29 protein-coding genes and 1 tRNA gene are annotated in these 25064 nt (G+C 64.1%); 13 read left to right on the top strand and 17 right to left on the bottom strand.

What is annotated here, in order from left to right; genetic code table 11:
- Positions 1 to 17 precede the first annotated feature (17 nt).
- The 3 genes from groES (at position 18) to KBY83_RS07495 (ending at position 3502) form a co-directional block, all read left to right on the top strand.
- On the top strand, positions 18 to 329 hold the full coding sequence (gene groES / locus KBY83_RS07485) for a co-chaperone GroES (RefSeq protein ID WP_094561335.1): 312 nt from the start codon (positions 18 to 20) through the stop codon (positions 327 to 329).
- 51 nt (positions 330 to 380) lie between these two features.
- Positions 381 to 2015, top strand: a complete 1635-nt coding sequence (gene groL / locus KBY83_RS07490; protein ID WP_106502318.1) for a chaperonin GroEL — start codon at positions 381 to 383, stop codon at positions 2013 to 2015.
- 215 nt (positions 2016 to 2230) lie between these two features.
- Positions 2231 to 3502: an ammonium transporter gene (locus KBY83_RS07495; RefSeq protein WP_255018975.1), complete on the top strand. Its 1272-nt coding sequence runs from the start codon at positions 2231 to 2233 to the stop codon at positions 3500 to 3502.
- On the opposite strand, the gene msrB is transcribed toward KBY83_RS07495, so the two are convergent.
- The 3 genes from msrB to gpmI are packed head-to-tail and all read right to left on the bottom strand — an operon-like array spanning position 3499 to position 5832.
- Positions 3499 to 3981, bottom strand: coding sequence for a peptide-methionine (R)-S-oxide reductase MsrB (msrB, locus tag KBY83_RS07500; protein ID WP_106502317.1), 483 nt, complete (start codon positions 3979 to 3981; stop codon positions 3499 to 3501). The genes KBY83_RS07495 and msrB overlap by 4 nt on opposite strands.
- A gap of 13 nt (positions 3982 to 3994) precedes the next feature.
- On the bottom strand, positions 3995 to 4225 hold the full coding sequence (secG, locus tag KBY83_RS07505; protein ID WP_254959833.1) for a preprotein translocase subunit SecG: 231 nt from the start codon (positions 4223 to 4225) through the stop codon (positions 3995 to 3997).
- Positions 4226 to 4248: 23 nt separating this feature from the next.
- Positions 4249 to 5832, bottom strand: a complete 1584-nt coding sequence (gene gpmI / locus KBY83_RS07510) for a 2,3-bisphosphoglycerate-independent phosphoglycerate mutase (protein WP_255018976.1) — start codon at positions 5830 to 5832, stop codon at positions 4249 to 4251.
- A gap of 215 nt (positions 5833 to 6047) precedes the next feature.
- Here gpmI and pyrR point away from each other — a divergent pair, with 215 nt between their 5' ends.
- The gene (gene pyrR, locus KBY83_RS07515) at positions 6048 to 6584 is read left to right on the top strand and encodes a bifunctional pyr operon transcriptional regulator/uracil phosphoribosyltransferase PyrR (RefSeq protein ID WP_255019000.1); all 537 of its coding nucleotides are present in this window, start codon (positions 6048 to 6050) and stop codon (positions 6582 to 6584) included.
- Between the two features lie 18 nt (positions 6585 to 6602).
- Here the strand turns inward: pyrR and KBY83_RS07520 are convergent, their stop codons facing one another.
- The 3 genes from KBY83_RS07520 to KBY83_RS07530 form a co-directional block, all read right to left on the bottom strand.
- Positions 6603 to 6821, bottom strand: coding sequence for a ferredoxin-thioredoxin reductase variable chain (locus KBY83_RS07520; RefSeq protein WP_254959830.1), 219 nt, complete (start codon positions 6819 to 6821; stop codon positions 6603 to 6605).
- Positions 6822 to 6864: 43 nt separating this feature from the next.
- On the bottom strand, positions 6865 to 7707 hold the full coding sequence (locus KBY83_RS07525; RefSeq protein ID WP_255018977.1) for a hypothetical protein: 843 nt from the start codon (positions 7705 to 7707) through the stop codon (positions 6865 to 6867).
- 103 nt (positions 7708 to 7810) lie between these two features.
- Complete coding sequence (locus tag KBY83_RS07530) at positions 7811 to 9370, bottom strand: Hsp70 family protein (protein WP_255018978.1); 1560 nt, start codon at positions 9368 to 9370, stop codon at positions 7811 to 7813.
- A 63-nt stretch (positions 9371 to 9433) separates the two neighbouring features.
- Between KBY83_RS07530 and KBY83_RS07535 the strand changes: the two genes are divergently transcribed.
- The 3 genes from KBY83_RS07535 (at position 9434) to KBY83_RS07545 (ending at position 10674) form a co-directional block, all read left to right on the top strand.
- Positions 9434 to 9664, top strand: coding sequence for a DNA-directed RNA polymerase subunit omega (locus tag KBY83_RS07535; RefSeq protein ID WP_106502311.1), 231 nt, complete (start codon positions 9434 to 9436; stop codon positions 9662 to 9664).
- Between the two features lie 8 nt (positions 9665 to 9672).
- On the top strand, positions 9673 to 10041 hold the full coding sequence (locus tag KBY83_RS07540) for a DUF1818 family protein (protein ID WP_106502310.1): 369 nt from the start codon (positions 9673 to 9675) through the stop codon (positions 10039 to 10041).
- 375 nt (positions 10042 to 10416) lie between these two features.
- Entirely contained in the window at positions 10417 to 10674 is a 258-nt protein-coding gene (locus KBY83_RS07545; RefSeq protein ID WP_255018979.1) for a DUF2811 domain-containing protein, read from the top strand.
- Here KBY83_RS07545 and KBY83_RS07550 read toward each other — a convergent pair.
- From KBY83_RS07550 to KBY83_RS07575, 6 genes are all read right to left on the bottom strand, one after another.
- Complete coding sequence (locus KBY83_RS07550; RefSeq protein ID WP_255018980.1) at positions 10664 to 11431, bottom strand: hypothetical protein; 768 nt, start codon at positions 11429 to 11431, stop codon at positions 10664 to 10666. The genes KBY83_RS07545 and KBY83_RS07550 overlap by 11 nt on opposite strands.
- Positions 11428 to 11886 (bottom strand): EVE domain-containing protein, encoded by a 459-nt coding sequence (locus KBY83_RS07555; RefSeq protein ID WP_255018981.1) that lies wholly within the window; start codon positions 11884 to 11886, stop codon positions 11428 to 11430. The genes KBY83_RS07550 and KBY83_RS07555 overlap by 4 nt, the downstream gene beginning before the upstream one ends.
- A gap of 55 nt (positions 11887 to 11941) precedes the next feature.
- Complete coding sequence (murD, locus tag KBY83_RS07560; protein ID WP_255018982.1) at positions 11942 to 13357, bottom strand: UDP-N-acetylmuramoyl-L-alanine--D-glutamate ligase; 1416 nt, start codon at positions 13355 to 13357, stop codon at positions 11942 to 11944.
- 33 nt (positions 13358 to 13390) lie between these two features.
- Positions 13391 to 13462 (bottom strand) — tRNA-Val (locus tag KBY83_RS07565).
- 45 nt (positions 13463 to 13507) lie between these two features.
- Positions 13508 to 14257: a photosystem II S4 domain protein gene (locus tag KBY83_RS07570; RefSeq protein ID WP_106502304.1), complete on the bottom strand. Its 750-nt coding sequence runs from the start codon at positions 14255 to 14257 to the stop codon at positions 13508 to 13510.
- On the bottom strand, positions 14250 to 14753 hold the full coding sequence (locus KBY83_RS07575) for a hypothetical protein (protein WP_106502303.1): 504 nt from the start codon (positions 14751 to 14753) through the stop codon (positions 14250 to 14252). The genes KBY83_RS07570 and KBY83_RS07575 overlap by 8 nt, the downstream gene beginning before the upstream one ends.
- Before the next feature lie 83 nt (positions 14754 to 14836).
- Here KBY83_RS07575 and serA point away from each other — a divergent pair, with 83 nt between their 5' ends.
- From serA to KBY83_RS07595, 4 genes are all read left to right on the top strand, one after another.
- Complete coding sequence (gene serA, locus KBY83_RS07580; protein WP_255018983.1) at positions 14837 to 16423, top strand: phosphoglycerate dehydrogenase; 1587 nt, start codon at positions 14837 to 14839, stop codon at positions 16421 to 16423.
- Positions 16423 to 17343 (top strand): 50S ribosomal protein L11 methyltransferase, encoded by a 921-nt coding sequence (gene prmA / locus KBY83_RS07585; RefSeq protein ID WP_255018984.1) that lies wholly within the window; start codon positions 16423 to 16425, stop codon positions 17341 to 17343. The genes serA and prmA overlap by 1 nt, the downstream gene beginning before the upstream one ends.
- A 141-nt stretch (positions 17344 to 17484) precedes the next feature.
- A complete protein-coding gene (locus KBY83_RS07590; protein WP_106502300.1) occupies positions 17485 to 17784 on the top strand; it encodes a ferredoxin in 300 nt (99 codons plus the stop codon).
- 114 nt (positions 17785 to 17898) lie between these two features.
- Positions 17899 to 18339: a hypothetical protein gene (locus KBY83_RS07595; protein ID WP_254959817.1), complete on the top strand. Its 441-nt coding sequence runs from the start codon at positions 17899 to 17901 to the stop codon at positions 18337 to 18339.
- Positions 18340 to 18377: 38 nt separating this feature from the next.
- Here the strand turns inward: KBY83_RS07595 and psbV are convergent, their stop codons facing one another.
- Positions 18378 to 18899, bottom strand: coding sequence for a photosystem II cytochrome c-550 (psbV, locus tag KBY83_RS07600; RefSeq protein ID WP_255018985.1), 522 nt, complete (start codon positions 18897 to 18899; stop codon positions 18378 to 18380).
- 98 nt (positions 18900 to 18997) lie between these two features.
- Complete coding sequence (gene rnz / locus KBY83_RS07605; RefSeq protein ID WP_254941039.1) at positions 18998 to 19957, bottom strand: ribonuclease Z; 960 nt, start codon at positions 19955 to 19957, stop codon at positions 18998 to 19000.
- Positions 19958 to 20053: 96 nt separating this feature from the next.
- On the opposite strand from rnz, the gene KBY83_RS07610 reads away from it, so the two are divergent.
- Together KBY83_RS07610 and KBY83_RS07615 are read left to right on the top strand one after the other, a co-directional pair.
- On the top strand, positions 20054 to 21328 hold the full coding sequence (locus KBY83_RS07610) for a SpoIID/LytB domain-containing protein (RefSeq protein WP_255018986.1): 1275 nt from the start codon (positions 20054 to 20056) through the stop codon (positions 21326 to 21328).
- Between the two features lie 35 nt (positions 21329 to 21363).
- Positions 21364 to 22086, top strand: a complete 723-nt coding sequence (locus tag KBY83_RS07615) for a glucosamine-6-phosphate deaminase (RefSeq protein ID WP_255018987.1) — start codon at positions 21364 to 21366, stop codon at positions 22084 to 22086.
- On the opposite strand, the gene KBY83_RS07620 is transcribed toward KBY83_RS07615, so the two are convergent.
- The 3 genes from KBY83_RS07620 to KBY83_RS07630 are packed head-to-tail and all read right to left on the bottom strand — an operon-like array spanning position 22060 to position 24956.
- Positions 22060 to 23475, bottom strand: a complete 1416-nt coding sequence (locus tag KBY83_RS07620) for a DUF1254 domain-containing protein (RefSeq protein WP_255018988.1) — start codon at positions 23473 to 23475, stop codon at positions 22060 to 22062. The genes KBY83_RS07615 and KBY83_RS07620 overlap by 27 nt on opposite strands.
- Positions 23472 to 24725: a DUF1254 domain-containing protein gene (locus KBY83_RS07625; RefSeq protein WP_255018989.1), complete on the bottom strand. Its 1254-nt coding sequence runs from the start codon at positions 24723 to 24725 to the stop codon at positions 23472 to 23474. The genes KBY83_RS07620 and KBY83_RS07625 overlap by 4 nt, the downstream gene beginning before the upstream one ends.
- A 12-nt stretch (positions 24726 to 24737) precedes the next feature.
- Entirely contained in the window at positions 24738 to 24956 is a 219-nt protein-coding gene (locus KBY83_RS07630; protein ID WP_255018990.1) for a hypothetical protein, read from the bottom strand.
- Positions 24957 to 25064 lie beyond the last annotated feature (108 nt).

Below are 25064 nucleotides of genomic sequence, written 5' to 3' on the forward strand. Positions count from 1 at the left end.
GCTCCCGCAATCCATCCATGGCTGCTGTTTCTCTCAGCGTCTCCACGGTTAAGCCCCTAGGAGATCGCATTTTTATCAAGGTTTCCGAATCGGAGGAGAAGACCGCCGGCGGCATCCTTCTGCCTGACACCGCCAAGGAAAAGCCCCAGGTGGGCGAGGTGGTGCAGATCGGCCCCGGCAAGCGCAACGACGACGGCAGCCGCCAGGCTCCTGAGGTCAGCGTTGGCGACAAGGTGCTTTACAGCAAGTACGCCGGTACCGACATCAAGCTCGGCAGCGACGAGTTTGTGCTGCTATCCGAGAAGGACATCCTCGCCATCGTCAACTGACGACTGGCCGATTACTGAATCCGACCTAACCCCATAAGGACATCGCCTTCCATGGCTAAGCGCATTATTTACAACGAGAACGCTCGCAGAGCTCTCGAAAGAGGTATCGACATTCTGGCTGAGGCCGTTGCTGTCACCCTTGGACCCAAGGGCCGCAACGTGGTGCTTGAGAAAAAGTTTGGTGCTCCCCAGATCATCAACGACGGCGTCACCATCGCCAAGGAAATTGAGCTTGAAGACCACATCGAGAACACCGGTGTTGCCCTGATCCGTCAGGCCGCCTCCAAAACCAACGATGCTGCCGGCGACGGCACCACCACCGCCACGGTTTTGGCCCATGCCATGGTCAAGGCAGGCCTGCGCAACGTGGCTGCGGGCGCCAATGCGATCACCCTCAAAAAGGGCATCGATAAGGCTTCCGATTTCCTCGTAGGCAAGATCAAGGAGCACGCCAAGCCGATCTCCGATTCCAGCGCCATCGCCCAAGTGGGCACCATCTCCGCCGGCAACGACGAAGAGGTAGGTCGCATGATCGCCGATGCGATGGACAAGGTCGGCAAGGAAGGTGTGATCTCCCTGGAAGAAGGGAAATCGATGACCACCGAGCTGGAGGTCACCGAAGGCATGCGCTTCGACAAGGGCTACATCTCGCCCTATTTCGCCACCGACACCGAGCGCATGGAAGCGGTGCTCGAAGAGCCCTACATCCTGCTCACCGATAAGAAGATCGGCCTAGTGCAGGACCTGGTTCCCGTGCTTGAGCAGATCGCCCGTACCGGCAAGCCCCTGCTGATCATTGCCGAGGACATCGAGAAGGAAGCCCTCGCCACCCTCGTTGTGAACCGCCTGCGCGGCGTGCTCAACGTGGCGGCAGTCAAGGCACCTGGTTTCGGTGATCGCCGCAAGGCCATGCTCGAGGACATCGCCGTTCTCACCAACGGTCAGCTGATCACCGAGGACGCCGGTCTCAAGCTTGAGAACGCCAAGTTGGAGATGCTGGGCACCGCCCGCCGCATCACCATCAACAAGGACACCACCACCATCGTGGCCGAAGGCAACGAGGTGGCAGTGAAGGCCCGCTGCGAGCAGATCCGCAAGCAGATGGACGAAACCGACTCCTCCTATGACAAGGAGAAGCTGCAGGAGCGTCTGGCCAAGCTGAGCGGCGGTGTGGCCGTAGTCAAGGTGGGTGCCGCCACCGAGACCGAGATGAAGGACAAGAAGCTGCGCCTGGAAGACGCCATCAACGCCACCAAGGCGGCCGTTGAAGAAGGCATCGTTCCTGGTGGTGGCACCACCTTGGCCCACCTAGCCCCCGCCCTCGAGGAGTGGGCTGCGGCCAACCTCTCTGGCGAGGAGCTGATCGGCGCCCACATCGTGGCCTCCGCTCTCACCGCGCCTTTGATGCGCATTGCTCAAAACGCTGGCGTCAATGGCGCTGTCGTAGCTGAGAACGTGCGCAACAAGCCCTTCAACGAGGGCTATAACGCAGCCACCGGCGAGTACGTCGACATGCTGGCTGCCGGTATCGTCGACCCCGCCAAGGTGACCCGCTCCGGTCTGCAAAATGCCGCCTCCATCGCCGGCATGGTGCTGACCACCGAGTGCATCGTGGCCGACATGCCAGACAAGAAAGATGCAGCTCCCGCCGGTGGCGGCATGGGCGGCGGCGACTTCGACTATTGACAGCGAGATGGGTGCCTTCTAGGCCCCACTCCTTCATCGTCAGCGAGGGCAGAAGGGTTTTCCTTCTGCCCTCTTTTTTGTTCGTTTCCGTTCAGCCAAGCGGGCCCATCCATCCCGGCTGTATCAGTTGCCACCTTTAAAGGCTCTTTTGGTAGCGGTTGCTACTGGCTGCTGATCCGTTGGTCTTCAGGGTGGCGCCTGGTTTTGGGTTAGCTGTGCCGCTTCTGTTTGCAACCGATCTGGCCCTTCGCAGTGCCAACAATGGTTTTGTGCTGGTGAGTGCCGCCCTGGTGCTGATGATGACACCAGCCCTGGCCCTCTTTTATGCGGGCTTTGTTCGCAGCCGCAACGTGCTTAACACCATGGTGATGAGCTTCACCGCCATGGCCCTGGTGAGTGTGCTCTGGGTGTTGTTCGGCTACAGCCTGGCCTTCTCTCCCGGCAGCGGTCCCCTAGCTCCTTTCATCGGCGGGTTGCAGTGGGCGGGGCTCAGCAATTGGTCGGCTCCCTATGGGGATGGGCAACTCAGTCACGGTGCCGTTGCCCTGTTCCAGGTCACCTTTGCGATCATCACTCCGGCGCTGATTTCCGGTGCGGTGGTGGAGCGGATGCATTTCCGCGCCTGGATGGTGTTTCTGCTGCTCTGGAGCACCTTCATCTACCTACCCCTGGCCCACATGGTGTGGGGCCCAGGTGGGTTCCTGGGCAGCTCCGGCCTCGGTGCCATCGACTTCGCGGGTGGCCTGGTGGTGGAACTGGCCTCGGGCGTGGCCGCCGCCGTTGCTGCCCTGGTGGTAGGCCGGCGTCGCAGTGGGGGCGTGGGCTATGCCGCCCCACCCCACAACGTGCCCTTCATCCTGTTTGGGGCGGGCCTGCTCTGGTTCGGCTGGTTTGGCTTCAATGGCGGTAGCGGCCTGGTGGCCGGCAATTTGGCCTCCCTTGCCTGCCTCACCACCAATACCGCTGCCGCTGCAGCTGCCCTGGGCTGGATGCTGCTGGAAACATGGCAGCGCGGCAAGCCCACTGCCGTGGGTGTGGCTACCGGCGCCGTGGCCGGCCTAGTGGCGATCACCCCAGCGGCTGGCTATGTGAGCCCTCTGGCGGCCGTGTTGATCGGCTTTGCGGCAGCACTGGTTTGCAGCTATGCCATGCAACTCAAGAACCGCTGGCGTCTCGATGACAGCCTCGATGTGCTGCCGGTGCATGGCGTGGCCGGGTTGCTCGGCACTCTGCTAACTGGAGTGTTCACGTTGAAAAGTCTCAATCCCGCTGGCGCCGATGGACTGCTAGTCGGCCAGCCAGGTCAGCTCTGGATTCAGCTCAAGGCCGCAGGATTCACAATCCTTTTTGTTGGAGTAGGCACGTATGTGATTCTTATACTGATTCGCCTGGTGATGCCCCTGCGTGTTAACGATATTCAGGAACAGCAGGGCCTCGATATCAATGCCCACGGTGAAGAGGCCTACAACGGCGAATACACCGGTTAACCGGGGATGAAGTTGAGGGCAGCGCCGTTATTGCAGTAGCGCTTGCCACTGGGCTTAGGGCCGTCGTCAAACACGTGGCCCTGATGGCCGCCGCAGCGCCGGCAGTGGTATTCGGTGCGGGGCACGATCAACTTGAAGTCAACCTTGGTGGCGATCCCGTTGGGCAGCGGTTGCCAGAAGCTGGGCCAGCCGGTGCCGCTCTCGTATTTGGCCTTGGAGCTAAAGAGGGGCAGGGCGCAGCCAGCACAAACGAAAGTGCCTGGGCGTTTTTCGCTATTCAAGGGGCTGGAGAAGGGCCTTTCGGTCCCTTCCTGGCGCAGCACGTTGTAAGCGGCCGGGTTGAGACGTTTCTTCCAGCTGGCTTCGCTGAGCTGCCAGGCGGGATCCTGGGCCTTGGAAGCTGCTTCGGCGCGGGAGACGCCAGTGAAGAAGGCGCCCAGGCTTGATCCCAGGGCTACCAGCAGATTGCGTCGCGGCATTGGCGTCACAGACCTAACCGAGCCAGCCGGCGCTGAGCACAACGGCCAGGCCAAGAAAAATTGCTAGCAAGGTCCAGCTGATGCGGTTGAGGGTGGCTTCGGCGCTACGGGCACTAGTGAACATCGAACCGCCGCTAGCGGCCAGCCCGCCCATGCCATCGCCCTTGGGGCTATGTAGCAGCACGCTGATGATCAGCAGAACGCCACTGCCAATCCACACCCATGACAAAACTGAAGTGAACATGGGCCTCTTTGGATAGGGGCAGGTTAAACGTCCAGGGTCTGGGGGATGGGACTGGATGCGGCTGCGGTGCCAGTTGCCAGGATCAGTGATTCACCGCTCATGGTTGCGGGCTTGGGCAGGTGCAAGATCTCCAGAAGGGTCGGGGCGATGTCGGCTAAGCCGCCATGGTCACGCAGCGACACATTGGTGCCGTGGCCGGGCAGCTTGCGTTTCTCGCCCTCAACCAAAATCACGGGCACGGGGTTTGTGGTGTGAGCCGTCCAGGGGCGACCATCTGGGCCCTCCATCACTTCGGCATTGCCGTGGTCTGCGGTGATCAGCAGCGTGCCTCCCATGCGGTTGGTAGCTTCCATCAGCTTTCCTACGCAGGTGTCGACAGTGGTGATTGCTTCAGTGGTGGCTTTCATTTTGCCGGTGTGCCCCACCATGTCCGGATTGGCGTAATTGATTACTACCAACGAGTAAATGCCCTTTTTGATTGCGGCAATACAACTTTCAGTGAGCTCGCCGGCGGACATTGCCGGGGATAGGTCGTAGGTAGCCACCCGGGGGGAGGGGACTAGGTGGCGATCTTCTCCAGGGAAGGCCTGCTCAATGCCCCCATTCATGAAATAGGTGACGTGAGGATATTTTTCGGTTTCAGCTGTGCGGAACTGGCGCAGCCCCGAGTTTGACACCACTTGGCCCAGTAAGCCATCGAGAGATTCGGGCGGAAAAGCCACCGCTACGGGCAAGCCCCTTTCGTATTGGGTGAAGGTGACCACATCCAGTTGGGCTTGGCGCTGCCGGGAGAAGTCGTCAAATTCCGGCAAAACCAGGGCGCGGATCAACTGGCGCACCCGGTCGGGCCGGAAGTTGAAACACACCAAAGCATCTCCGCTCTTGATCAATCCCTCCGCCAATCGCAACGGTTCGAGGAATTCGTCGCCGATCTCTTGGGCGTAGGAGGCGTGGATGGCGTTGACCGGGCTGAGCTCGGATACTTCGCTTGGTTCGGTTAAAAGTCGATAGGCCTTTTCGGTGCGGTCCCAGCGGTTATCGCGATCCATGGCCCAGTAGCGGCCGCAGAGGGTAGCGATTCGGCCCACGCCGGCCCGACTGATCTGCTCTTGAACCTGGGTGACGAATCGGGGGGCACTGCTCGGGTCCGTGTCCCGGCCATCGGTGATCACGTGGATGCAGACATCCTTGAGACCGCGGCTCGCGGCCCATTGCAACAAACCCCCTAGGTGGGTGATGTGACTGTGCACGCCCCCATCGGAGCACAGGCCGATCAGGTGCAGGCATCCGCCCTTGAGAAGTAGGCGGTCGGCTAAGGAATTGAGCGCAGGGTTGGCGGCCAGGCTGCCGTCCTTGACAGCTTGGCTGATCCGCACCAGCTCCTGGCGAATGATTCGACCGGAGCCGATTGTGAGATGGCCCACCTCAGAATTGCCCATCTGATGATCTGGCAGGCCGACAGCGGCGCCGCTGGCCTCAATCAGGGTGTGGGGGTAGGCGTGCCAGAGGGCATCCATCACCGGGGTGCTGGCGGCACGTATGGCGTTGTGATCGGCTTCGTGGCTGTAACCCCAGCCATCCAAAATGGCGAGTACGACCGGGGCCACAGAGGATGAAGCCCTAGAGGCCGAAGCTGGGCCTGGCACCAGGGTGGATTGCTGCTGGGAGGGAATAGTCGTCACCCGTCTCGCCTAGCGACGTTGAACAAACGCCTTCCAATGCCAACTTACAGTGCAAATGTGCTGCGATCCCAACTGCTTCCCTCGGGGTCAGCCTTTGGTCACACAGCCAACCAGCCCTAGCCGACTTGCCTGATTCCCTAATGCATCGGCTCGAACTGCTCTCGGCCCTGGATTTGGGCCGCACCCTTGACCGGCTTGCCTCCCAGGTGTTGGAAGGCGTGGCCGATAGCAGCTCCTTGGTGCTTCTCGGCATACCCACCCGTGGAGTGGCGTTGGCTGAGGTTTTGGCCTCCCGCTTGGCAGTCTTAGCCGGCCATCCGATCGACCAAGGCAGTGTCGATCCCACCTTTCATCGAGATGACCTGGAGCGAGTCGGCACCCGTCTGGGCCAGCCCACCGATTTGCCCGTGGCTCTGGATGGGCGCCAGGTGGTGTTGGTGGATGACGTGATCTTTACGGGGCGCACTGTGCGGGCGGCCCTTGAAGCCTTGCAAGCCTGGGGGCGGCCCAAGCGGGTCAGCTTGCTGGCCATGGTGGATCGCGGTCACCGGGAGCTCCCGATCCAGCCTGATTTCTGTGGAAAGCTAGTGCCAACCAGTCGCCAAGAATCAATCCAGCTCTGCCTGCAGGAGATCGATGGCGAGGAGGGGGTGTTCCTGCTGCGGCCGGAGCTCTAGCGAGAGTCAGGCAAGTGATCAGGCGGGAGCCAGCTCATCTGAGCGGAAATGGGCCCGAAATTTGCCGAAGGCAACCACCACCGGCAAGGTTGGGCTGATCACCCGGCCCTTCCACTCGTTGAGCACGGTGACCACCTCACCCTGTTGCCCTTTGAGATCGAAGGCGACCCCGCGGTGCTGGGGGTGGTGGTAGACGACCACGCTTTGGGAGACCTGAACCTGATCACCTGGCTGCATGGCTCCAGAGCTTCATCGCGCGGCCAATCTTGTCACGCGCCAATCACCGCTTGCTGGATCGGCTCTGACAGGCCGTCTCCGGCCCGGCCTCAACCACCTGTCCACCTAAGGCCCGACAGGCCTCCTGGAACGCGGACCACTCGTCCATACCCTGGGAGATCCGTTGGCGCACCTGGGCATCGAGTTGGGCGGCGGGCACGGTGTGGGGCAGCTGGCCATGGGCGTCGTGTTCGCGCTCCTGCACTGACAAGCCTTCGATGCCCTTCTGCACCTTGGCTTGTAGGCCGCGGCTCTGGGTTTTCCACCAGGGATGGTCAATGCGGGTGAGGGCCTCGAGGGCCTCCCACCAGCGCTTTTGCTCTGTGAGGCCCTTGGCCCGCTCCAGCTGCAGCCGGTTGCGAGTCCAGTTTTCACTGAGTTTGTCGCCCAGGCTGTCGCCGTCGGCGCGGTGGTCATCGCCCATCACAGCCAGGATCTTCAGGGCTGCACGTAGGTCGCCCTCCTGGAAGCGGGTCATGGCGCGCTGCTGCAGGTTTTGCTGCCACACCACCAGTCGCTTGCGGTCTGCTTCGCTGCCGGCAAGGGAGTTCACCAGTTGCAATTGCAACTGCAGAGCCTCGCCCCAGCGCTCCTGCTGCCAGAGCTGGGCCGCTTTGCGGCGCCGGCAGCTGCCTTGTTCGGCAGGGGCCTGCCCCCCCAGCCAGCGCAGGGCTTCGAGCTGTTCGCTGTAGCGCAGGCAGGCTTCTAAGTCGCCGCTCCTTGCCGCCTGCTCCAACCGTTGCGGCAGCTGCTGCTCCCACCAGTAGGTCGCCCCAATGCCGCAGGCCACAAGACCCAGTGTGAGACCCAGCCAGAAACGGGGCAGCCTGTGGCGGCGTAGGGCCAAGGCAAATACGGAAATATGAAACTTAGTTTTATGGACGCTGCGGCCGAGATGCCCTCATCTGAGGGCAGCGCTTGCGGCGTCCACTTGAGTTTGCCGCTAACTCTCAGCGCACCGGGCCCAGAAGTTGGGGGGCGCTGAGGCGACCACTGCGTAGGTCCGTGACCTCCAGCACCAGCTGGCCCTGGTCGTTGACAGAAAATGACAACCGCAGACAGTCCTCGCCAGGCTGTCCCGGCACGTCCAGGGCAAGGTCTGGGGGTTGCTCGCTCCAGGGCATCACTCGGGCTTGCCCCGCTGGTCGCGGACGCAGCACCGGTAGCCCGGCCTCAAACACCACCTCGCTGCGTCTTTCGTTGTCTGGTTCCCCCAGCACCAGCTCCAGGCTTCGCTGGTTGGGGCTGCTGCAGGCCAGCACGATTTCCAGCGGCCGCTCACTCGGCCAGGTTTGCCCCGCCACAAACAGCGGTTGCCAGTGATGGCGGCTGGAGCGCTGATCCCAGGAGCGCAGGCAAATTCCGTGGCGCAAAACATCCCGCACCCGCACCCCCGGGGTGAGGGCCAGGGCCCCCAGGGCTACGGCTTCCACCGGCCGGCTTTCCTGCAGGGGAATGCCGCCGCAGCGCTCCTGCAGCCATTGGCGGATCAGGGGCATGCGGCTGCTGCCACCAACCGGCAGCAGGGCGGTGATCTGGTTTGGGGCCAGTCCATCGCGGCGGGCTCCCGCCAACACGACCTCCAGCAGATCATCGAGTTGGGCCAGCAAGCCCCGCTCCACCAACAAGGCGTTTAAGCGGCTGCGACTCAGCCGCAGTGGTTGGGGAGGCAGGCCCGCTGGACTCCAGAACACCAGGGCCTCTTCGGCGCTGCTGAGCTGGCATTTGAGCGATTCAGCTGCCTCCAGCAGGGCCCCATCAAGGGGGGCTCCGGGACAAAGGTGGGCTGCGATCCAGCGATCTATATCCCGGCCTCCCAGGGCTACCCCCGCCTTGCCGATCACCCGGGCACAGCGCAGGGCCTGGCGACTTGAACTCAGATCTCGGCCGGCGAAGCGCAGCAGCTGGGCCATGGGCGCCGGGCGACCCTCGCCACCCTCTAGGGCCACCAGGGACAGGTCGATGGTGCCGCCTCCCAGGTCCACCACCAGCACCGTGCTGCCGGCAGGCAATCCCGCACCGATGGCTGCGGCGGTGGGCTCGTCCACCAGGGCCAGCTCCGGCACCTCTAGCTCGCGGCATACCTCCTGCAGCCACTGGCGGTAGCGGGGGTAGCTGTCAATAGGAGCGGTCAGCACCAGCCGCTCGGGCGCAAGCCCTGGCGGCAGGGCGGCCCAGATTTGCCTCAGCAGCAAGGCTCCGGCCTGTTCTGGCCGCAGTGGCAAGGCTGGGGGTGGTTCGGGCGCCGGGCAGGGGAGCGCGCCGATTTGTCGTTTGAAGTCCCGATGCAACTGGGGGCCATCGCTGTGGGCCAGGCCCGCCTCCAATACCTGGCGACCGATCAGGGGCCGTGGCATGGCTGGATCGCTGAGCCATAGCAGGGTTGGCACCGCAACCGGCTCGCTGGTGCTGTAAGGCGGCAGGGCCAGCAGCTTGGCCGCGGTGTCTGGCCCCTGGTAGGCCACCACCGTGGTGCTGCTGCCTAGATCAATCGCCAGCGTGCCCCGCATTACACCCTTCTAAACGGGGAATTGCCCCTGTTGACCTAGGTTGAGGAGATTGCAAGGGTGCCCATGCAGAGCGGTATTGACGTCAACCACAAGGAACTGGCCCAGCGGGCCGAGAGCCTGATCCGCCACACCAGCAACCGTTACCTCACCACGGTGAAGATTGCTTTTCGGGCTAAGCAGCGTCGTTTCGATGATTTCGATGGCCTGCTTGACGATTCGATGATCAAACCCGTGCAGCGGGCCATCATCGAAATGAGCGATGAGCAGGACCAGCCCGATTTGCTGCCCGGCTGATTCCGCGGATGCGTGTTCAAGAAGGTGAGGGGTGGAGGTGGCTGGAGGATTCAGCCCGCCACCCCTTTTCTTTTTTGATTGGTGGCCAGGGCTGGGCCTCTGAGCTCACAGCGGAGGAGGCCCGGGGGCTGGGTCAGGCTCTGGTGCAGTTGGTGCAAGAGCACCATGATCTGGCCAGTCAGTTGATGGCTGAAGAGTCGATCAGCATTGAGCTCGAGCGCGGCCCTTTGTGGATTGCCTTGGAAGGCGACCGCAACGCCTGGTCGCTGCGCTTTGTGCTCACGCCTGGCGCTGATTGCCGTGCCGTTGAGGGCAGCTGGCTACCCGGGCCTAGCGCGGCTTTGGTGGCGGCCCTGGCTCAGGGGGCTGGCGGCTAGCTGGGGCATGTGGGCAAGCCAGCACGGTTGCAGCTGAGACCCAGCGGCAGTTGTAGCTGTTCAGGATTGCTGATCATTGCCGTTTTCCCGCCCAGCCCCCAGATCACTCTTGGTTTTGCTCAGTTTTTCCCCAGGTCAGTTGTTCAGATGGGGCTTGCCCACTAGGGCCTGGGGAGAAGCTCGCTGCCAGAGCCTTTCCCCTTGACAGCGCTGGCCCCAGCCTCACCGCTTGGCCCAAAGGCGAGGGGGCTACGGCAAATGCTCTGGCAGAGCTTGGTTCTTAGCCTGGGAGGCTGGCCAGGGCAGCTTCGCCAGGCCATTTGACGGGCCCGGCCTGATGTGGAGAACTGGTGCCACACAAGGCCGTTATCCCCCATGGATCTGCAGACTCCCGTCCGAGCTCAAGCTCCCGTGGAGGGGGAAGGCTTAACGGTGAGCTTTCGCGCAGAGGTGCCTGAGGCCTTACTTGCCTCGATGCGTGGCTTTATCGAGCAGCACCCCAATTGGGATCAATACCGGTTGTTTCAAGCTGCCCTGGCTGGTTTCCTAGTGCAGAACGGCCTTGGCGACCGGGAAGTCACCCGCTGCTACCTGGCAAATCTCTTTCCCGCCCAGGCGAGCTTCAGGCAGTAGTGAGCTGGCCCCGGTCCTCCTGGCCGAAGAGTTGCTGGTAGGCGGCCGTGAGGGTGCAGGCCGCCACTGGCAACGCCACCACCAGCCCGATGAGCAGCACCAGGAAGCCGGCCAGCACCATGGCCAGCAGCACCAGGGTTAGTCCAAGGGCTTGGAGCCAGTGGGGATCGGTGGCGGCCCGACCGCTGCGAAAGGCTGCCAGGGGGGTAAGCCCTCCGATTAGGGCCAGCGGCAGGCTCAGAATTTGATCGGCGCTCAAATAAATAACTGCTGCCAAACCCGCCACCAGCGGCAGGGGGGCTAACAGAGGTTGAATCATCGTGAGCAGCCAGGAGCTCGCCTGGGCCAGGCGCACTATCAGTGCCAGCACCACCAGGATCAGCACCACGGTTCCAAAGCAGCGCAACATCGCTCTGCCATCGACCCGGATCAGTGCTCCCAGCCTGGGTCGCCCCTGATTGAGAGCTAGTTGGGCCCCCCGCATCAACCCCACCACCAGCCAAAGCCCGGTAAGGGCATAGATGATCCAGGCAGCCGTCGCCAGGGTTATGGCGACGGGGTCGGGCTTGCCCAGCAGCGACAGCACCAGGCTGCTCTCGTAGCGATAAAGCAGCTGGGCAGCCAAATTGGCGCCGCCGCTCAGCAGGGTGAACCCCATCAGCACCCAGGGGCAGTGGCTGAAGGCAGCCCAGCCCCGCTCGACGGCGCTGCGGATGGCTAGGGGGGGCTTGGGGCTGATCCGGGCCAGCTGACTCATGGCGACTCAAGCAGGTCCAGCAGTCGCTTGGCACTGCTGGGCTCAACCGGCAGGATCGAAAGACGGTTGCCCCGCTTCACCACCCCCAGCTGCTCGGGGCTGAAGTTTTCCCGTAAGGCATCCAGGCTGAGCAGTTGCTGGAAGTGGCGTAAGTAGCGCAGCCGGCAACAGTCCCAGCGGGGCTTTTGCCGGCTTGCGGCGGGATCGAAATATTTGGAGTTGGGATCAAATTGGCTGGGGTCGACAATCTGGGTTTCAACCACCTCCATCAAGCCCACGATGCCCGGTGGTTTGGTATTGGAGTGGTAGAAAAAAGCCCGATCGCCAATTTGCATGCTCCGCATAAAGTTGCGGGCCTGGTAGTTGCGAATGCCGTCCCACAGGGTGCTGGCCTCCCGCTGTAAATGATCAATCCCGTAGACATCGGGCTCGCTTTTCATCAACCAATAGGCCATGGCCAGTTGCGTTCGCCTGGTGCGCGAATGTTAGGAGCTAGATAGCTGAACGCCCTTACAGCGACATCACCAGCTGGCGGAAATGATCACCACGGGCCTCAAAATCGTTGTATTGGTCAAAGCTGGCGCAGGCAGGGGAAAGCAGCACAGCTCGGCAGCGATGGCTGCGGGCTAATTGGTCGGCCAGGGGTACGGCTTCAGTCAGGCTGTCGCAGCAGTGCACAACTCCGCTAAAGCCTGCCTGGCTAAGTAGTTGATCAAACTCTGCCTGGGCAGCTCCGTAGAGCACCACCGCTGCGGCTTTCTGTTGCAAGGCTGCCAGCCAGCTATTGGGATTTCCCTGCTTTGATTCACCACCGGCTAGCACTACTAGCGGACCGTCCAGGGCATGCAGCGCCACCTCGGCGGCGTCGTAGTTGGTGGCCTTGCTGTCGTTGTAGAAGCTGATGCCTTGCTGCTCGCGGATGAGCTCAAGCCGGTGGGGCACGCCGGTAAAGGAGCGGAAGGCTTGCTCCATCTGGGCGCCGCTCAAGCCGGCTTCGAGCCCGGCCGCAGCGGCCAGCAGCATGTTTTGGCGGTTGTGGGCGCCGGGCATGGCTAGGCAATCCGCAGTCATTAAATGTTTGCCGGGGCCGGTCTCGCCGGGCTGGGGGGCTTGCCATACCTGGCCAGCTTCGATCCAGAGACTGGGCTGGATCGTGGGGGGGAGGTCCTCCCGGCTGCCGGCGGTGACCCAGATTGCCCGCTGCAAGCCCGTGGCATGGGCGCGAAGGTCGGCGTCATCGGCATTGAGTATGGGCGCCGTGGAACTCTCCAACAGGCTGTGTTTGATGGCCCTGTAGGCCTCGATAGTGCCGTGGCGCTCGAGATGGTCGGGGGTCAAGGTGGTCCAAATTCCCACCCGTGGTGCGACTTGCGGGGCCGATTCGATCTGATAGCTGCTGAGCTCCATCACCAGCCAGTCGGGTTGGGGATCGCCGCGCTCCAGTCGCTCCAGCACCAGCTCTGCCCCGGAGAAGCCCACGTTGCCACCCATGGGGGCATCGAGCCCAGCGTGCTGAAGCAGGTGGCTCACCAGGTGGGTAACGGTGGTTTTGCCATTGGTGCCGGTGATGCCGATCCAGGGCACTTCGCCACTGGCTTGGAAAGCCAGCGCCATGTCGCCTTTGGTGCTTACGCCTGAGTTGCGTAGCTCCACCAGGGTGGGATGGTCCCAGCGGATGCCTGGACTCACCACCACGGTTGCGGGAGTAGGGCCAAGGGCGGCAAAGGCGTCGCCGTGGAGGGGCACGCCAAGCTGCACATCAATGCCTGCCTGGCGCAACTCGCCCGCTTTGGCTTCGAGTGCTGGGCTGGATTGGCTCTCAATTACCAGCACCGCATGGCCGAGATGGTTAAGCAGCCGAGCAGCACCAATCCCTGAGCGCGCAAGTCCAACAACAACGGTCAGTTCCCTTGTTGCATCTACCATCTCGAAACTTAGGGCTAATACTGAACTTTAAAATGGGCGATACTGGATTCGAACCAGTGACTCCTACCGTGTCAAGGTAGTGCTCTACCTCTGAGCTAATCGCCCCAGAAGCTTTGCCAGGTTACAGGTAGGCCTGATTCAAGTAATCCCTCAGCAGCGCACCAGCTCGATTCGCCAGCGCTCCCGCTTGGTTGCTGTGACCGTCTCAAGCTGCAGTTCGCCCCGGCCCTCAAGCTGCACCCGGTCTCCCTCCGTCAGCGCCCTGCTGGGACTGCTGACTGGCTGCCAGTTGAGTCTCACCCTGCCTTGGCGGATCAGCTCGGCCATGCGGTTGCGAGATAGCCCGAATCCAGCAGAGGCCACCGCATCGAGGCGCAGGGAGGCTTCCACGGTTTGAAAGCGGCGGGGCAGGCGCGGCGCCGGAAGTTGCAACTCATGCAGGGGGCGGGCTTCCAGGGCCACCTCCACCGTGCGCACCACAGCGGTGCGGCCATCAAGGGCAGCAGCTTGAGCAGCCGTGAGAATTGCCTGGGCACCCCGGTCGCCTCGCAGCCAGAGATCGCCCAGCTCTCCCTCCGCAGCGCCGAGGGCTAGCAGGCCCGAGCGGAAGTCTTGTCGCTCAGCCGGGTCAAATAGGAAATTGCCGCCCAGCTCCAGGCCCATCAGGCCGGCGGCAACTTCATCGGCATCAATGGCTGCGTCGTAGCGCTGCAAAAGCAGACGCTGGCGTTCAGCTCCTGGGTAGCCCCCCCGGCTGGCCAGCTCCAGCTCGGCCAGCCCTGCCAGGTGCTCTTGGGCCTGCTCAAGCAACGCCCCATCAAGAAAGGGGGTCCATACCGGCTCCCAGGTGCGCAGGGCCTGGTCTGCGGCAGCGATCACGGCTTCAAGGTCCCTAGCCATCGCCCAGTCGCACCACCGCCAGGGGTTTGGCCTGCTGCAGGGAAATCCAGGGCATATCGACGCCGTTAGCTGTTTCGGCCAGTAGCAGCCAGTTGCCTTCTTCCACCCGGTTGCGCAGGCTGCGGATGCGGTCGTCCTCTTCGGAGCGCACGCTCGCGGCGGCTGCAAAGCTGCCCATCCAGCCTGAACCCATGCCGAGCAGGGCGCCGATTAGGTGCTGGCTCCAGGCACCCGCAAAGGCGAAGGTGTCCAGATCGGTGATGTAGGTGAAGGTGAGGCCAGCCAAAAAGCCAAAGGGAATTAGCCAGCGAGCCATGCCCTGCTGGCGGGCCCGCCGTGCCACCGCAGGGTTTAGCCGGGCAACCTCGGCCATGGCCTGCTCTCCCTCGCCGATGGCCTCCAACTGCAGCAGCGGCGGCTGCAGCTCGGCCAGTCGATCCCGAAGCTGATGCAACCTTTTGCGGTCGTTCAGAACTACCACCACACTTGTGCCCACGCTGCGCCCTGCTCAGTGTTGTTGGGGCGATTCTCGCCGCTCACTACACTGCACGGCCGGCTCTCCGCTTCGCACCGCCGGGCATGACAAAGGTTCTCGTTTCGGATCCCATCGACCAGGCGGGGATCGACATCCTGTCCCAGGTGGCTCAGGTTGATGTACGCACTGGCCTGCCCCCCGAGGAGCTCAAGGCGATCATCGGCGACTACGACGCCCTGATGATTCGCTCAGGCACCACGGTGACTGCCGAAATCATCGAAGCGGCCGACAAGCTGCGGATCATTGGCCGAGCCGGCGTCGGCGTCGACAACGTCGATGTGCCGGCGGCCACCAAGCGCGGTGTGCTTGTGGTGAACTCGCCGGAGGGCAACACCATCGCCGCCGCTGAGCAGGCCTTAGCCCTGATGCTGGCCCTGTCGCGCCACGTGCCCCATGCCCATGCCAGCACCATGGCCGGCGGCTGGGATCGCAAAAAATACGTGGGCAACGAGCTCTACAAGAAAAAGCTGGGCGTGGTGGGTCTCGGCAAGATCGGCTCCCACGTGGCCCGGGTGGCCAAGGCTATGGGCATGGACGTGATGGCCTACGACCCCTACGTATCTGCCGAGAGGGCCCAGCAAATGCAGGTCCGACTGCTGCCCCTGCCCGCCCTGTTTGCCGAAGCTGACTTCGTCAGCCTGCACCTGCCCCGCACCCCAGACACCGAGAACCTGGTGAACGCGGAGCTGCTCAAGACAATGAAATCGACGGCGCGGATCGTTAACTGCGCCCGCGGCGGCATCATTGATGAAGCGGCCCTCGCTGAGGCGGTTGAGAACGGCACCATCGGCGGCGCTGCCCTTGATGTGTACGCCAAAGAGCCCCTAGAGGCAGATTCGCCCTTGCGGCAGGTGAAGGAGCGCCTAATCCTCACGCCCCATTTGGGTGCCTCCACCGAAGAGGCCCAGGAAAACGTTGCGATCGATGTGGCCGAGCAGATCCGCGACGTACTGCTTGGCCTGCCTGCTCGCAGCGCTGTGAATATCCCAGGCCTCAATGCCGAGGTGATGGAGCAGCTCAAGCCCCACCTGCAATTGGCCGAAACTCTGGGTCAGCTGCTGAGCCAGCTGGCTGGTGGCCCGATCAGTGAGCTCGAGGTGAGACTCCAGGGCGACTTCGCCGCCCACCCTGCCCAGCCTCTGGTGGTGGCGGCCCTCAAGGGTCTGCTTTCCACCGCCCTGGGCGACAGCATCAACTACGTGAACGCCAGCCTGGAGGCCAAGGAGCGCGGCATCCACGTGCTCGAAGTCAAGGATGACGCCAGTCGTGATTTCGCCGGTGGTTCGCTGCAGCTCAGCTGCCGCAACTCCCAGGCCAGCCACAGCGTTACCGGAGCGGTGTTCGCCGAAGGCGAGCTGCGCATCACCACCATCGATGAATTCCCGGTGAACGTGGCTCCAAGCCGCCACATGCTGTTCACTCGCCACCGGGACATGCCTGGGATCATCGGCCAGTTGGGCTCCCTGTTGGGCGAGCACAACGTCAACATCGCCTCTATGCAGGTGGGCCGCCGCATCGTGCGTGGTGACGCCGTGATGGTGCTCAGCCTCGATGACCCCATCCCCCCCAGCCTGCTGGTCTCGGTGCACGCCATCAACGGCATTCAGGAAGCCCACCCGGTAACCCTTTGATGGCCGCTGCCCCGGGCTGGTGGCGACTGGAGCTGGCCTCCCTGCCGGAGCTGGAGGAATCCCTGCTCTGGAAGCTCGCTGACCTGGGCATAGCTCGGGTTGCGGTTCAGCACCGCCCCGAAACCCCCAGCCAGCGGCAGCTGATTGCCTGGTTGCCGGCAATCGATTGGCCTGAACTGGAGCGGCAACAGCTGGCTCTGGCCCTGGCGCCCCTGGCCGAGCCCTTCGGCTTGGCCCTGCCCCCGCTGCGGTGGAGTCAGCAGGCCGATGAAGACTGGAGCCTCAGCTGGAAGCAGCACTGGCAGGCCGATCCTGTGGGCGAGGGGCTGCTGATCCTGCCTGCGTGGCTGCCCTGTCCGCCCGAGCATGCCGAGCGGCGGCTAATTGCCATGGATCCGGGCAGTGCCTTCGGCACCGGCAGCCATCCCACCACCAGGCTGTGCCTGGAGGCCTTGGAGCTGCTGGCCGCCATGACTCCAGAGGGGCTGGCTGGCCTGCGGGTGGCCGACCTCGGCTGCGGTAGCGGCGTGCTGGGCCTGGCTGCCCTGCGGCTGGGCGCGGCCTCGGTAGCGGCTGTCGATACCGATTCGCTGGCAGTGCGAGCCACCACCGACAATGCTGGCCTCAACGGGCTCACGCCTCAAGTGCGGGTGCAACTGGGCTCGGTAGAAGCCCTGGCTGAGCTGCTCGAGGGCCAGCCGGCCGATCTTTTGCTGTGCAACATCCTTGCTCCGGTGATTCAGGCCCTTTGTCCAGCCTTCAACACCGTGCTGGCTGCCAACGGCGTGGGTTTGCTCAGTGGCCTGCTCGTTGACCAGGCTCCGGCGTTGCAGCTGGCCCTGCGGGACGAGGGCTGGCAGGCCGAACTCACGGCGGAACAAAGCCAGTGGGGCCTGATGACGATCCGGCGTGTCGCATAAGGCACGCTGATCTGTGCCTTCAATTTGATTGGCCTTCCAGCGTTCTGGCCGTCAAATCCACAGTTAGGGCGTCCGGCGGATGTATGAAGGGCGAGTCCTACAGGCCCGGCTTCCGGGTGCCTGTGAGCCCCAATCTTTTTCATGGCTTCCTACAAGGTCACCCTCATCAGCGAGAGCGAAGGCCTCAACAAGACCATCGAGGTTCCTGATGACCAGTACATCCTCGACGCTGCTGAAGAGCAGGGCGTTGATCTGCCCTACTCCTGCCGCGCCGGCGCTTGCTCCACCTGCGCAGGCAAGCTGACCTCCGGCACCGTCGATCAAAGCGACCAGAGCTTCCTCGACGACGACCAGATCGAAGCTGGTTTTGTGCTCACCTGCGTGGCCTACCCCACCAGCGATTGCACCATCAAGACCCACGCCGAAGAAGAGCTCTATTGAGCCCCAGTTCTGCCTGCGTAGGCTCGGCAAGTCCCGGACCTGCACTTGAGAATTCTGAACTTCTCTGCCACCCTTAGGGGTGGCTTTTTGCTGTCATCCCCGAGCCGCAGTTCTGTGTCAGCCCAGGCACCCCCCTCCAGGGGCAACGTCGCAGCCCTGCTGGAGCCAGGGAGCGAGCACACCAGCCCCGGCGGCCACTACAGCTATCGGGTGCTGGGCCCCTGCTGCCGCCTGTTTGATCGCGAGGAGTTGCCCTGGCCCTGCTGTCGGTTGGCCTGGCATAGCAAGGAGCCAAGCTGGCGGCGCATCGGCCGGCGCTTTGTGCCTGATCTGGCCTCCCGCCGCTGCCCGTCCTATGCCGTTGAGCTGCTGCAGCCCGGCGCCCGCCCCACCCGCACGGTTATCACCCTGTTCCCGATGCGGCTTGAATCCCAGTTGCAGGAGTGGTGGTACAGCAAGCAGCCCACCTCCCTAGACCTGACCAACTGCAAGCCACCGCCTTTTACGGCCAATAAAAAAGCCGGTGCTGTTGCACCGGCTGAACAAGGGGATTGAGGCTAAAAGTTGATCTGGTATTAAAAGTTGATCTGAGGCTAGAAGTAGATCTTGCCGCCGCCCCACTGGATGCCCTGAACCTTTGGGGACACCAGGATGTAGCCAGCCATCAGGCGCAGGTCGTCGTCGTCGAGGTCGCGCATTTTCACGAAGATGTCGCTGCTGCGCATGCTGGGGTGCACGTCAGCAATGCTGTATTCCCCGTCGTAGGAGGTGGGGTTCTTCATGTAGTCCACCAGGGCCTCAACGCTGTCCCGCGACGGCGTCGCCAGGGCCAGAGTTTCAGGGTCGAGGCCCACGTTCTGATTGGTTTTGGTGATGCCACCGGCGTGGCACTCGCCGCAGCTGCTGTTGAACACCTTGCGACCGGCCTTGATCTCCTGCTCGCTGAAGGTCACCAGGGTGCCGTCTGGCGTGGCGGGCACGGTGAGCTGCTCTGTGGTCCAGGCGGCTGCCAGAGCCGGGCTGCCGAAGCCCATGAACAGCAGCAGGGCCAGCATGGTTCGAGCAAGAACGCGAACCGCCTTGCGGAGGGCAGCCGAGGGGAAGGAGGAGGCCATTGGAAAAAGCCGGCGGGTAGGCGGTAAAGACCGCATCGGAGACCTTGTATCACGGGGAAAGGGCCCTCCGCAGCCGATCAACGCGAACTGTTGCAGGGCTAGGCCGTGGCTGGTTCGGATGGGGTGATGTCGATGCTGAGGAAATCCTTGGCCACCAGGGTGTTGGCAAAGATGGATTGGGCTTCCGCTACCAGGTCGTCGGGGGTCATCGGATTGCCTGGCATGTAGCGAGGGCTCAGGTGGGTGAGCACCAGTTGCTTGACGCCGGCCTCCAGGGCGGTTTGGGCCGCCATCGTGCTGGTGGAGTGCTGGCGCTGGTAGGCAAGCTCCGCTTCGGCGTGGGAAAAGGTGGATTCGTGGATCAGTAGGTCAGCGCCGCGGGCCAGCTCCACCGCCGCTTCGCAGAACACGGTGTCGGTGCAATAAACAACGCTGGCCCCCGGGCGATCGGGGCCGCAAAGGCTGGCGCCATTGATGATCCGGCCGTCTTCAAGGCTGATGTCGCGCCCAGCCTTGAGCTCGGCGTAGATCGGCCCTGGCGGGATGCCGAGGGCCTTGGCTCGCTCCACGTCGAAGCGGCCAGCCCGGGGCTTCTGATCGACCCGGTAGGCGTAGGCAGGCACCCGGTGGGTCAGCGGCGTGCAGCGCACCGTGAGGTCGTCGTCATCGAGGAGCAGGGCACCGCTCTCGGCAGCGGATCGCACCCGGTGGGTGCGAAGGGGGTAGCTGATCCGGGTGGAGGAGGTGCGCAGCACCCCTTCGAGGTAGTCGCGCAGGGGATCGGGGCCGTAGAGGTCGATGCCCGTGCAGGTGCCCGCCAGGCCGAGGCTGGCCAGCAGGCCGGGCAGGCCAAATACATGGTCGCCGTGCATGTGGGTGACGAAAATCCGCCGCAGCTGGCTCACCCGCAGGTCGCTGCGCAGAAACTGGTGCTGGGTGCCCTCGCCGCAGTCGAACAACCACAGCTCGCTGCGCTGGGGCAGACGCAGCGCCACCGCCGAGACATTGCGGCCCCGGGTGGGCACACCGGAGCTGGTGCCTAGAAAGGTGACCTGCACGGTCGTGCTGCCTCTGGCGCATGTTGCCACGCCGGGCACAATGGGCCACCTGAGTCGGGAGAAGCAGCCCCCGTGCCTGTAGCGCGCTTTTCCCTGGTGTCTTTGCTGGCAAGCGCCCTGGTGCTTACCGGTGCTGCTCCGGGACAGCTGCGGGCCCAGCAGGCCAACCCGCAGGTGCGGGTGCTGTTGCTTGAAACGGTCAAGCTCACGCTGGCGGCGCCTCAGCAGCCCTTGGTGTTGCGGGCCGGTAGCCAGCGCTGGTCGCTGGCGCCGCTGGAGCCGGTGGTGTTGGAGCTGGCTGCCGGCAGCCTTGTGCTGGAACGCGCCGCCGGCGTGGAGCGACTGCCTGCAGTTAGAGAGCTATGGCTGGAGCCGGCAGCCCAGTCCGCTGAAGCCCCGCTGAATTTGCAGTTCAGCCCCCAGGAAGGCGCCGATTTTCAGCTACAGCAGCGGGGCTATCGCGGCCGACTGCAGGTGCTTGTGGGTAGTTCATCCCTACAGGCCGTGAACCATGTGCCCCTCGAGGCCTACCTGCCCAGCGTGGTGGCCAGCGAGATGCCGGCGAGCTGGCCCCAGGCAGCCCTGCGCGCCCAGGCGGTGGCCGCCCGCACCTATGCCCTGCGTCAGCGCAAGCCAGCTGCCGCCTTTGACGTGAGCGCCACGGTTTCGAGCCAGGTTTACAAGGGTGTTGAGGCGGAAACCCCCTCAACCCGTCAGGCGGTTGTTAGCACCCGCGGCCAGGTGTTGATGTTTGGTCCCAGCCTGGCCAACGCTGTTTTTCACAGCAGCGCCGGTGGCAGCACCGAAAACAGCGGTGATCTTTGGAGCCAGCAGCTTCCGTACCTGGTGAGCGTGCCCGATTTTGATCAGCACAGCCCGGTGCACGCCTGGCAGTTGCGCCTGGAGCCCGAGCAGCTGCAGAAGGCGTTTGGCGAGATCGGCGGTGCCCAGCGCATCGATGTGCTCGCCACCACCGGCTCTGGTCGGGTGCGCCAGGCGCGGGTGACTGGCCCTGCCGGCACCCTGGTGCTCACCGGCGCCCAGCTGCGCAGCCGCCTAGGGCTCAAGAGCACCATGGTGCGCTTTGAGGTGCTGGCCCCACAGCTGGCGGCCCTGCCGGCCTCCCTGCCGGCCTCCCTGCCGGCCTTGCCGCCGCTGATGCCGCGGGCTGCCGAGCCTGCCATCACCCCGGATCAGGTGCCCGTGCAACTGCCGCCGCCTTCGCTGCTGGCGATCGGCCGGGGCTTCGGCCATGGTGTGGGTATGAGCCAGTGGGGCGCCCACGGCATGGCCAACCGGGGCCAGAGCTACGAGCAGATCTTGCATCACTACTACCGCGGAACGGAGTTGCGCTCCTACGTCAGCCCCTGAAGTTGGAGTTGCGCTGCCTCGTTGATGGGCCGGCCGTGGCTGCTGCGGTGGCTTCCCGCCTGCTGGAAGAGCGCCTGCAGCGGCCCTGGCTTCCCCTAGGACTGGCCACTGGCCGCACCATGGAGCCTGTCTACGCGGCACTAGCCCAGCAGCTTGAGCAGCTCAGTGGGGCGCAACAGCAGGCGATCCGCCAGGGCTGGCTGAGCTTCAACCTGGATGAATATGTGGGCTTGGCGGCCACCGATACCCGTTCCTTTGCGGCCTTCATGGCTGCCCGGCTGCAGCGCCCCCTGGGGTTGCAGCCTGAGCAGGTGCTGCTGCCCGATGGCCTAGCAAGCGATCCCCAGGCTGAATCCCGGCGCTACGGGGCCGCCCTCGCGGTGGCTGGTGGCGTGGGGCTGCAGCTGCTTGGTTTGGGCTTAAACGGCCATGTGGGCTTCAACGAGCCCCCCTGCGGAGCTCAAGCCCCCTGCCGCTGCCTGACCCTCAGCGCCGCCACCCGGACCCAGAATGCTGGTGCCTTTGGCGGCGATCCCGAGGCGGTGCCGGCCCAGGCGATCACGCTTGGATTGGCGGAGATCCTGGCGGCAGAGCGGATCCTGCTGGTGGTCACCGGGGCCAGTAAAGCTGCCATTTTGAAACGGGCTTTGCAGGAGCCCCCCTGCCCTGAGGTGCCAGCCAGCTGGCTGCAGCACCACCCCCGGCTGGAGGTGGTGGCGGATCGGGCGGCCCTAGGGACGTTCCTGCAGGGCAGGTAGCTGCCATTGCCCTGAAAGGGCCGACGGTCCTGGCCCATAGAGACGGCCCACGAAGAAGAAGGGCCCAGCAGGAGCCGGCAGCCAGTTGGAGACCTTGGCTGGGCCTGGGTTTTCATGCTGGAGATAGATCTCCAGGGAGCCATCTGCCCCCAGCTTCAGGCCCTCAGTGCGATCCCCGATCGAATAGCGGTTGATCGGATTGGCCACCAGCAATCGCTGGGGGAGTGAATACATCGTGATCGACCAGAACTCACTCACCGGCGGTAGCTGGCCGGCGGGGAAGCGCAGCACCCACTGGCGGCGGCCGTCGAGCACCTTGCCGTCGGGGCCTTTCTGCTGGGATGCATAGAAGGCCTCGGAACTGCTGTTGCCGTAGATACCCAGCATCGCCCCCATGGCCCGGTAGGTGAGGTAATCGCTCCCGAGTTCCTCGCGGGTGCCGAAGAAGCCCTTGGAACTGCTCTGGGCCAGGGCCTTGCTGCGCAGGTTGGTGGCGGCGGCGGCCACCCCGGCCTCGATGGCGCTGCGGGTGGCGGGAGTCAGTTGTTTGGGGTCAAAGGGCCGCCCTGGGCCGATGCCGATGCGGGCGAAGCGGTTCATCATCCCCTGCTCCGACGGCACGGTGGGCATGAACGGCAGCAGGGCGTTGAGATAGCCGATGAAGCCGATTCCCTCGGCCTTTGCCGGATCCCAGGCGGGCCAGTTCACCGGCGGAGCGGGCTTGGGCGGCTTGGTCCCTTCGAAACTCGAAAGGGGGATCAACTGGTATTTCGCCTGCAGCGCCTGAAGCGCTGGGATGTCCCCGGGCCCGTTGAGCTGGGTGCGGGTGAGGGTGCCGACGAAATCGGTTTCGGCGCGGAACACCCTGGTGATCCCCTTGGGCACGCTGCCCTGCCAGCGGGGGCCGGCGAACAAATAAGTGCCGGCGCCGCGCCCCGTTGCCCGCACACCGGTGTAGGCGAAGTTATGGGTGTAAAGGTCGAACCACTGGTTCACGTAGTAGCGAGGTGCCGGCACCGCCGGCAGCTTCAGCACAATCGGTTCAGCCCTTAGATCCAGCCAGGCCCAGGAATACGGGGTGTCGTTGTTGGGGGTAACGATGTCCGTGTCGGCCGGCGTGGCGGAGCGGCTGTAGTGGCGGAAGCGGTTGAAGCCGCCCACGTAGCCCGGGAAGGTCTTGTTCTGAGTCTGGTTCCAGAGGGTCTGGTAGCCCTGCAGGGGGGCATAGGCGTAGAGCCAGGCCTCCGCGGCGATGGCCTTTGCTTCGGCGGGCGTGGGGGCTGGCGCCACAGAGGCGGCTAGGGCTGGTCCCGGCGCGGCGCTGGTCACTGCCATCAGGGCGAGGGTCAGCCCCAGGCTTCTGGGCGGACGCTGGTTGCTGGTCTTCATGGCTGGATCGTCGTGATGTCGTTAAGTTGCCAGGTTTTGGCGAAATAGGGCTCGGTGGGGCCGTAGAGGCGGAAGTAGGCGAACCAGCCCTTACCTGGAGTGGTCTGGATCCAGTTCTTGGCACCAGCAGGCCGGATGGGCCCGAAATCCACATCCACCGAGCCGTCGGCGTTGCTCACCAGCTCGGGCTTGCGGGAGCTGAGGTCGGCGGCGCCCTGGGGGGTGATCAGCGGGCCGCGGCTGAGGTTGTCGTAGAGGGTGATCGACCAGAACTGCTTCACCGGCGCATTGGCCGGCACGCGCATGCGATAGCTGCGGCCGCCGTCGAGCCATTGGCCCTTGGAATCTTTGGAGGCCTCCAGATACACCTGGCCGAAGCCCACCACCCGGCCCTGCATCCCCACCGACATGGCTATGGCCTCGTAGAACCAGGAGCTGCGCTCGTCGAACTGCACGCGCCGCTTGTCGGGGGATTCCTGATCCAGATCGAACAGCACGGCGTACTCCCAGTGCTTGCCGGGGTACACCGTGGCGCCAGGGGTGCGCTTGTCGTAGGCGATGGTGCGGGCCATCAGGTCACCTAGCTGGGCCCCCTCGCTGAGTATTCGTGCCTGCCTGGCATCGGGCTTGAAGGGCTGGCCCGGCGCAATGCCGAGGGGCGACAGCATCCCAAACATCATCCGATCGCGGGGTGCCACCGGCTCGTTGGCGTAAAGATCACTGAGCAGCCGCCAGTAGGAGAGATCAGCGGGTTGGGCCGACTGCCAGGGGCGCCCACCCACTTCGCTGTAGCCGGTGGCCGCTGGGTTGGTGCGTTCGTTCCAGCTGTAGAGGCGGTGCTGGCGCACGGTGGCCTCGGCCACGGCCTTGTCCGGCGCCAGGCCCCGGGTGCCGAACCACACCTGGTTGCTGGGGGAGCGGAAGATGCGGTAGCCCGGGGCCACCACCTCCGGCCCACCCGGGGGGAGGATCAGGTACTTGCCGCCGGCGCCCTTGTCGGGCCCGGTCTGGCCCAGGTCGGTGACCGGCTGCTGCCAGATGTCGAGCACGCCGCCGGCGGTGAGCCCGGCCGGCACCTCCACCACCAGCGGGCCCTGCTTGGCCAGATCCCAGAAGCTGAAGGCGTAGAGGGTTGTGATGTTGGGGGTGAGCATCCCCGCCTTGTCCTGCAGCGTGCGGTAGAGCAGCACGTCGCCGTTGCGGACGCCCATGGTTTTGGCCTGGGCGTCGTAGAGGGCCTTGAAGCCCACCGCGGGCAGGGCTCACAGGTAGCCCTGGGTGGCGCGCTGCAGGTCGAGGGTGTCGTACAGCTTGCGGGCGGTGGCGGCCGTGGGGTAACCGTTCTCCAGTTGCAGGGGGCCCAAAGCCGGCGTGTCCACGCTGGTTTTGGCTGAGGCGGTGGGTGCGGCCTGGGCCAGGGACGGGCTGCTCAGGGAGGCCAGCAGGGCCAGGATTCCCAGGGCTAGGAGCGTGTTGCACATAGATCAGGGCAAGGCCTCTCCACAGACGCCCTGAAATCTGCCCAGATCCCAGTGTCAGCAATGAATCAGGACGAGAGAATGGGTCATGGTCAAGCCCAAGTCCTTCCG

The organism is Cyanobium sp. WKJ7-Wakatipu (assembly GCF_024345355.1).
GTDB classification, from domain to species: domain Bacteria; phylum Cyanobacteriota; class Cyanobacteriia; order PCC-6307; family Cyanobiaceae; genus Cyanobium_A; species Cyanobium_A usitatum.

Excerpts from the sequence above, each read along its gene's own strand:
- groES (WP_094561335.1), top strand. The coding sequence starts at position 18 with ATGGCTGCTGTTTCTCTCAGCGTCTCCACGGTTAAGCCCCTAGGAGAT.
- groL (WP_106502318.1), top strand. The coding sequence starts at position 381 with ATGGCTAAGCGCATTATTTACAACGAGAACGCTCGCAGAGCTCTCGAA.
- msrB (WP_106502317.1), bottom strand. The coding sequence starts at position 3,981 with ATGCCGCGACGCAATCTGCTGGTAGCCCTGGGATCAAGCCTGGGCGCC.
- secG (WP_254959833.1), bottom strand. The coding sequence starts at position 4,225 with ATGTTCACTTCAGTTTTGTCATGGGTGTGGATTGGCAGTGGCGTTCTG.
- pyrR (WP_255019000.1), top strand. The coding sequence starts at position 6,048 with ATGCATCGGCTCGAACTGCTCTCGGCCCTGGATTTGGGCCGCACCCTT.
- KBY83_RS07520 (WP_254959830.1), bottom strand. The coding sequence starts at position 6,821 with ATGCAGCCAGGTGATCAGGTTCAGGTCTCCCAAAGCGTGGTCGTCTAC.
- KBY83_RS07530 (WP_255018978.1), bottom strand. The coding sequence starts at position 9,370 with ATGCGGGGCACGCTGGCGATTGATCTAGGCAGCAGCACCACGGTGGTG.
- KBY83_RS07535 (WP_106502311.1), top strand. The coding sequence starts at position 9,434 with ATGCAGAGCGGTATTGACGTCAACCACAAGGAACTGGCCCAGCGGGCC.
- KBY83_RS07540 (WP_106502310.1), top strand. The coding sequence starts at position 9,673 with ATGCGTGTTCAAGAAGGTGAGGGGTGGAGGTGGCTGGAGGATTCAGCC.
- KBY83_RS07545 (WP_255018979.1), top strand. The coding sequence starts at position 10,417 with ATGGATCTGCAGACTCCCGTCCGAGCTCAAGCTCCCGTGGAGGGGGAA.
- KBY83_RS07550 (WP_255018980.1), bottom strand. The coding sequence starts at position 11,431 with ATGAGTCAGCTGGCCCGGATCAGCCCCAAGCCCCCCCTAGCCATCCGC.
- KBY83_RS07555 (WP_255018981.1), bottom strand. The coding sequence starts at position 11,886 with ATGGCCTATTGGTTGATGAAAAGCGAGCCCGATGTCTACGGGATTGAT.
- murD (WP_255018982.1), bottom strand. The coding sequence starts at position 13,357 with ATGGTAGATGCAACAAGGGAACTGACCGTTGTTGTTGGACTTGCGCGC.
- KBY83_RS07570 (WP_106502304.1), bottom strand. The coding sequence starts at position 14,257 with ATGGCTAGGGACCTTGAAGCCGTGATCGCTGCCGCAGACCAGGCCCTG.
- serA (WP_255018983.1), top strand. The coding sequence starts at position 14,837 with ATGACAAAGGTTCTCGTTTCGGATCCCATCGACCAGGCGGGGATCGAC.
- prmA (WP_255018984.1), top strand. The coding sequence starts at position 16,423 with ATGGCCGCTGCCCCGGGCTGGTGGCGACTGGAGCTGGCCTCCCTGCCG.
- KBY83_RS07590 (WP_106502300.1), top strand. The coding sequence starts at position 17,485 with ATGGCTTCCTACAAGGTCACCCTCATCAGCGAGAGCGAAGGCCTCAAC.
- psbV (WP_255018985.1), bottom strand. The coding sequence starts at position 18,899 with ATGGCCTCCTCCTTCCCCTCGGCTGCCCTCCGCAAGGCGGTTCGCGTT.
- KBY83_RS07620 (WP_255018988.1), bottom strand. The coding sequence starts at position 23,475 with ATGAAGACCAGCAACCAGCGTCCGCCCAGAAGCCTGGGGCTGACCCTC.
- KBY83_RS07630 (WP_255018990.1), bottom strand. The coding sequence starts at position 24,956 with ATGTGCAACACGCTCCTAGCCCTGGGAATCCTGGCCCTGCTGGCCTCC.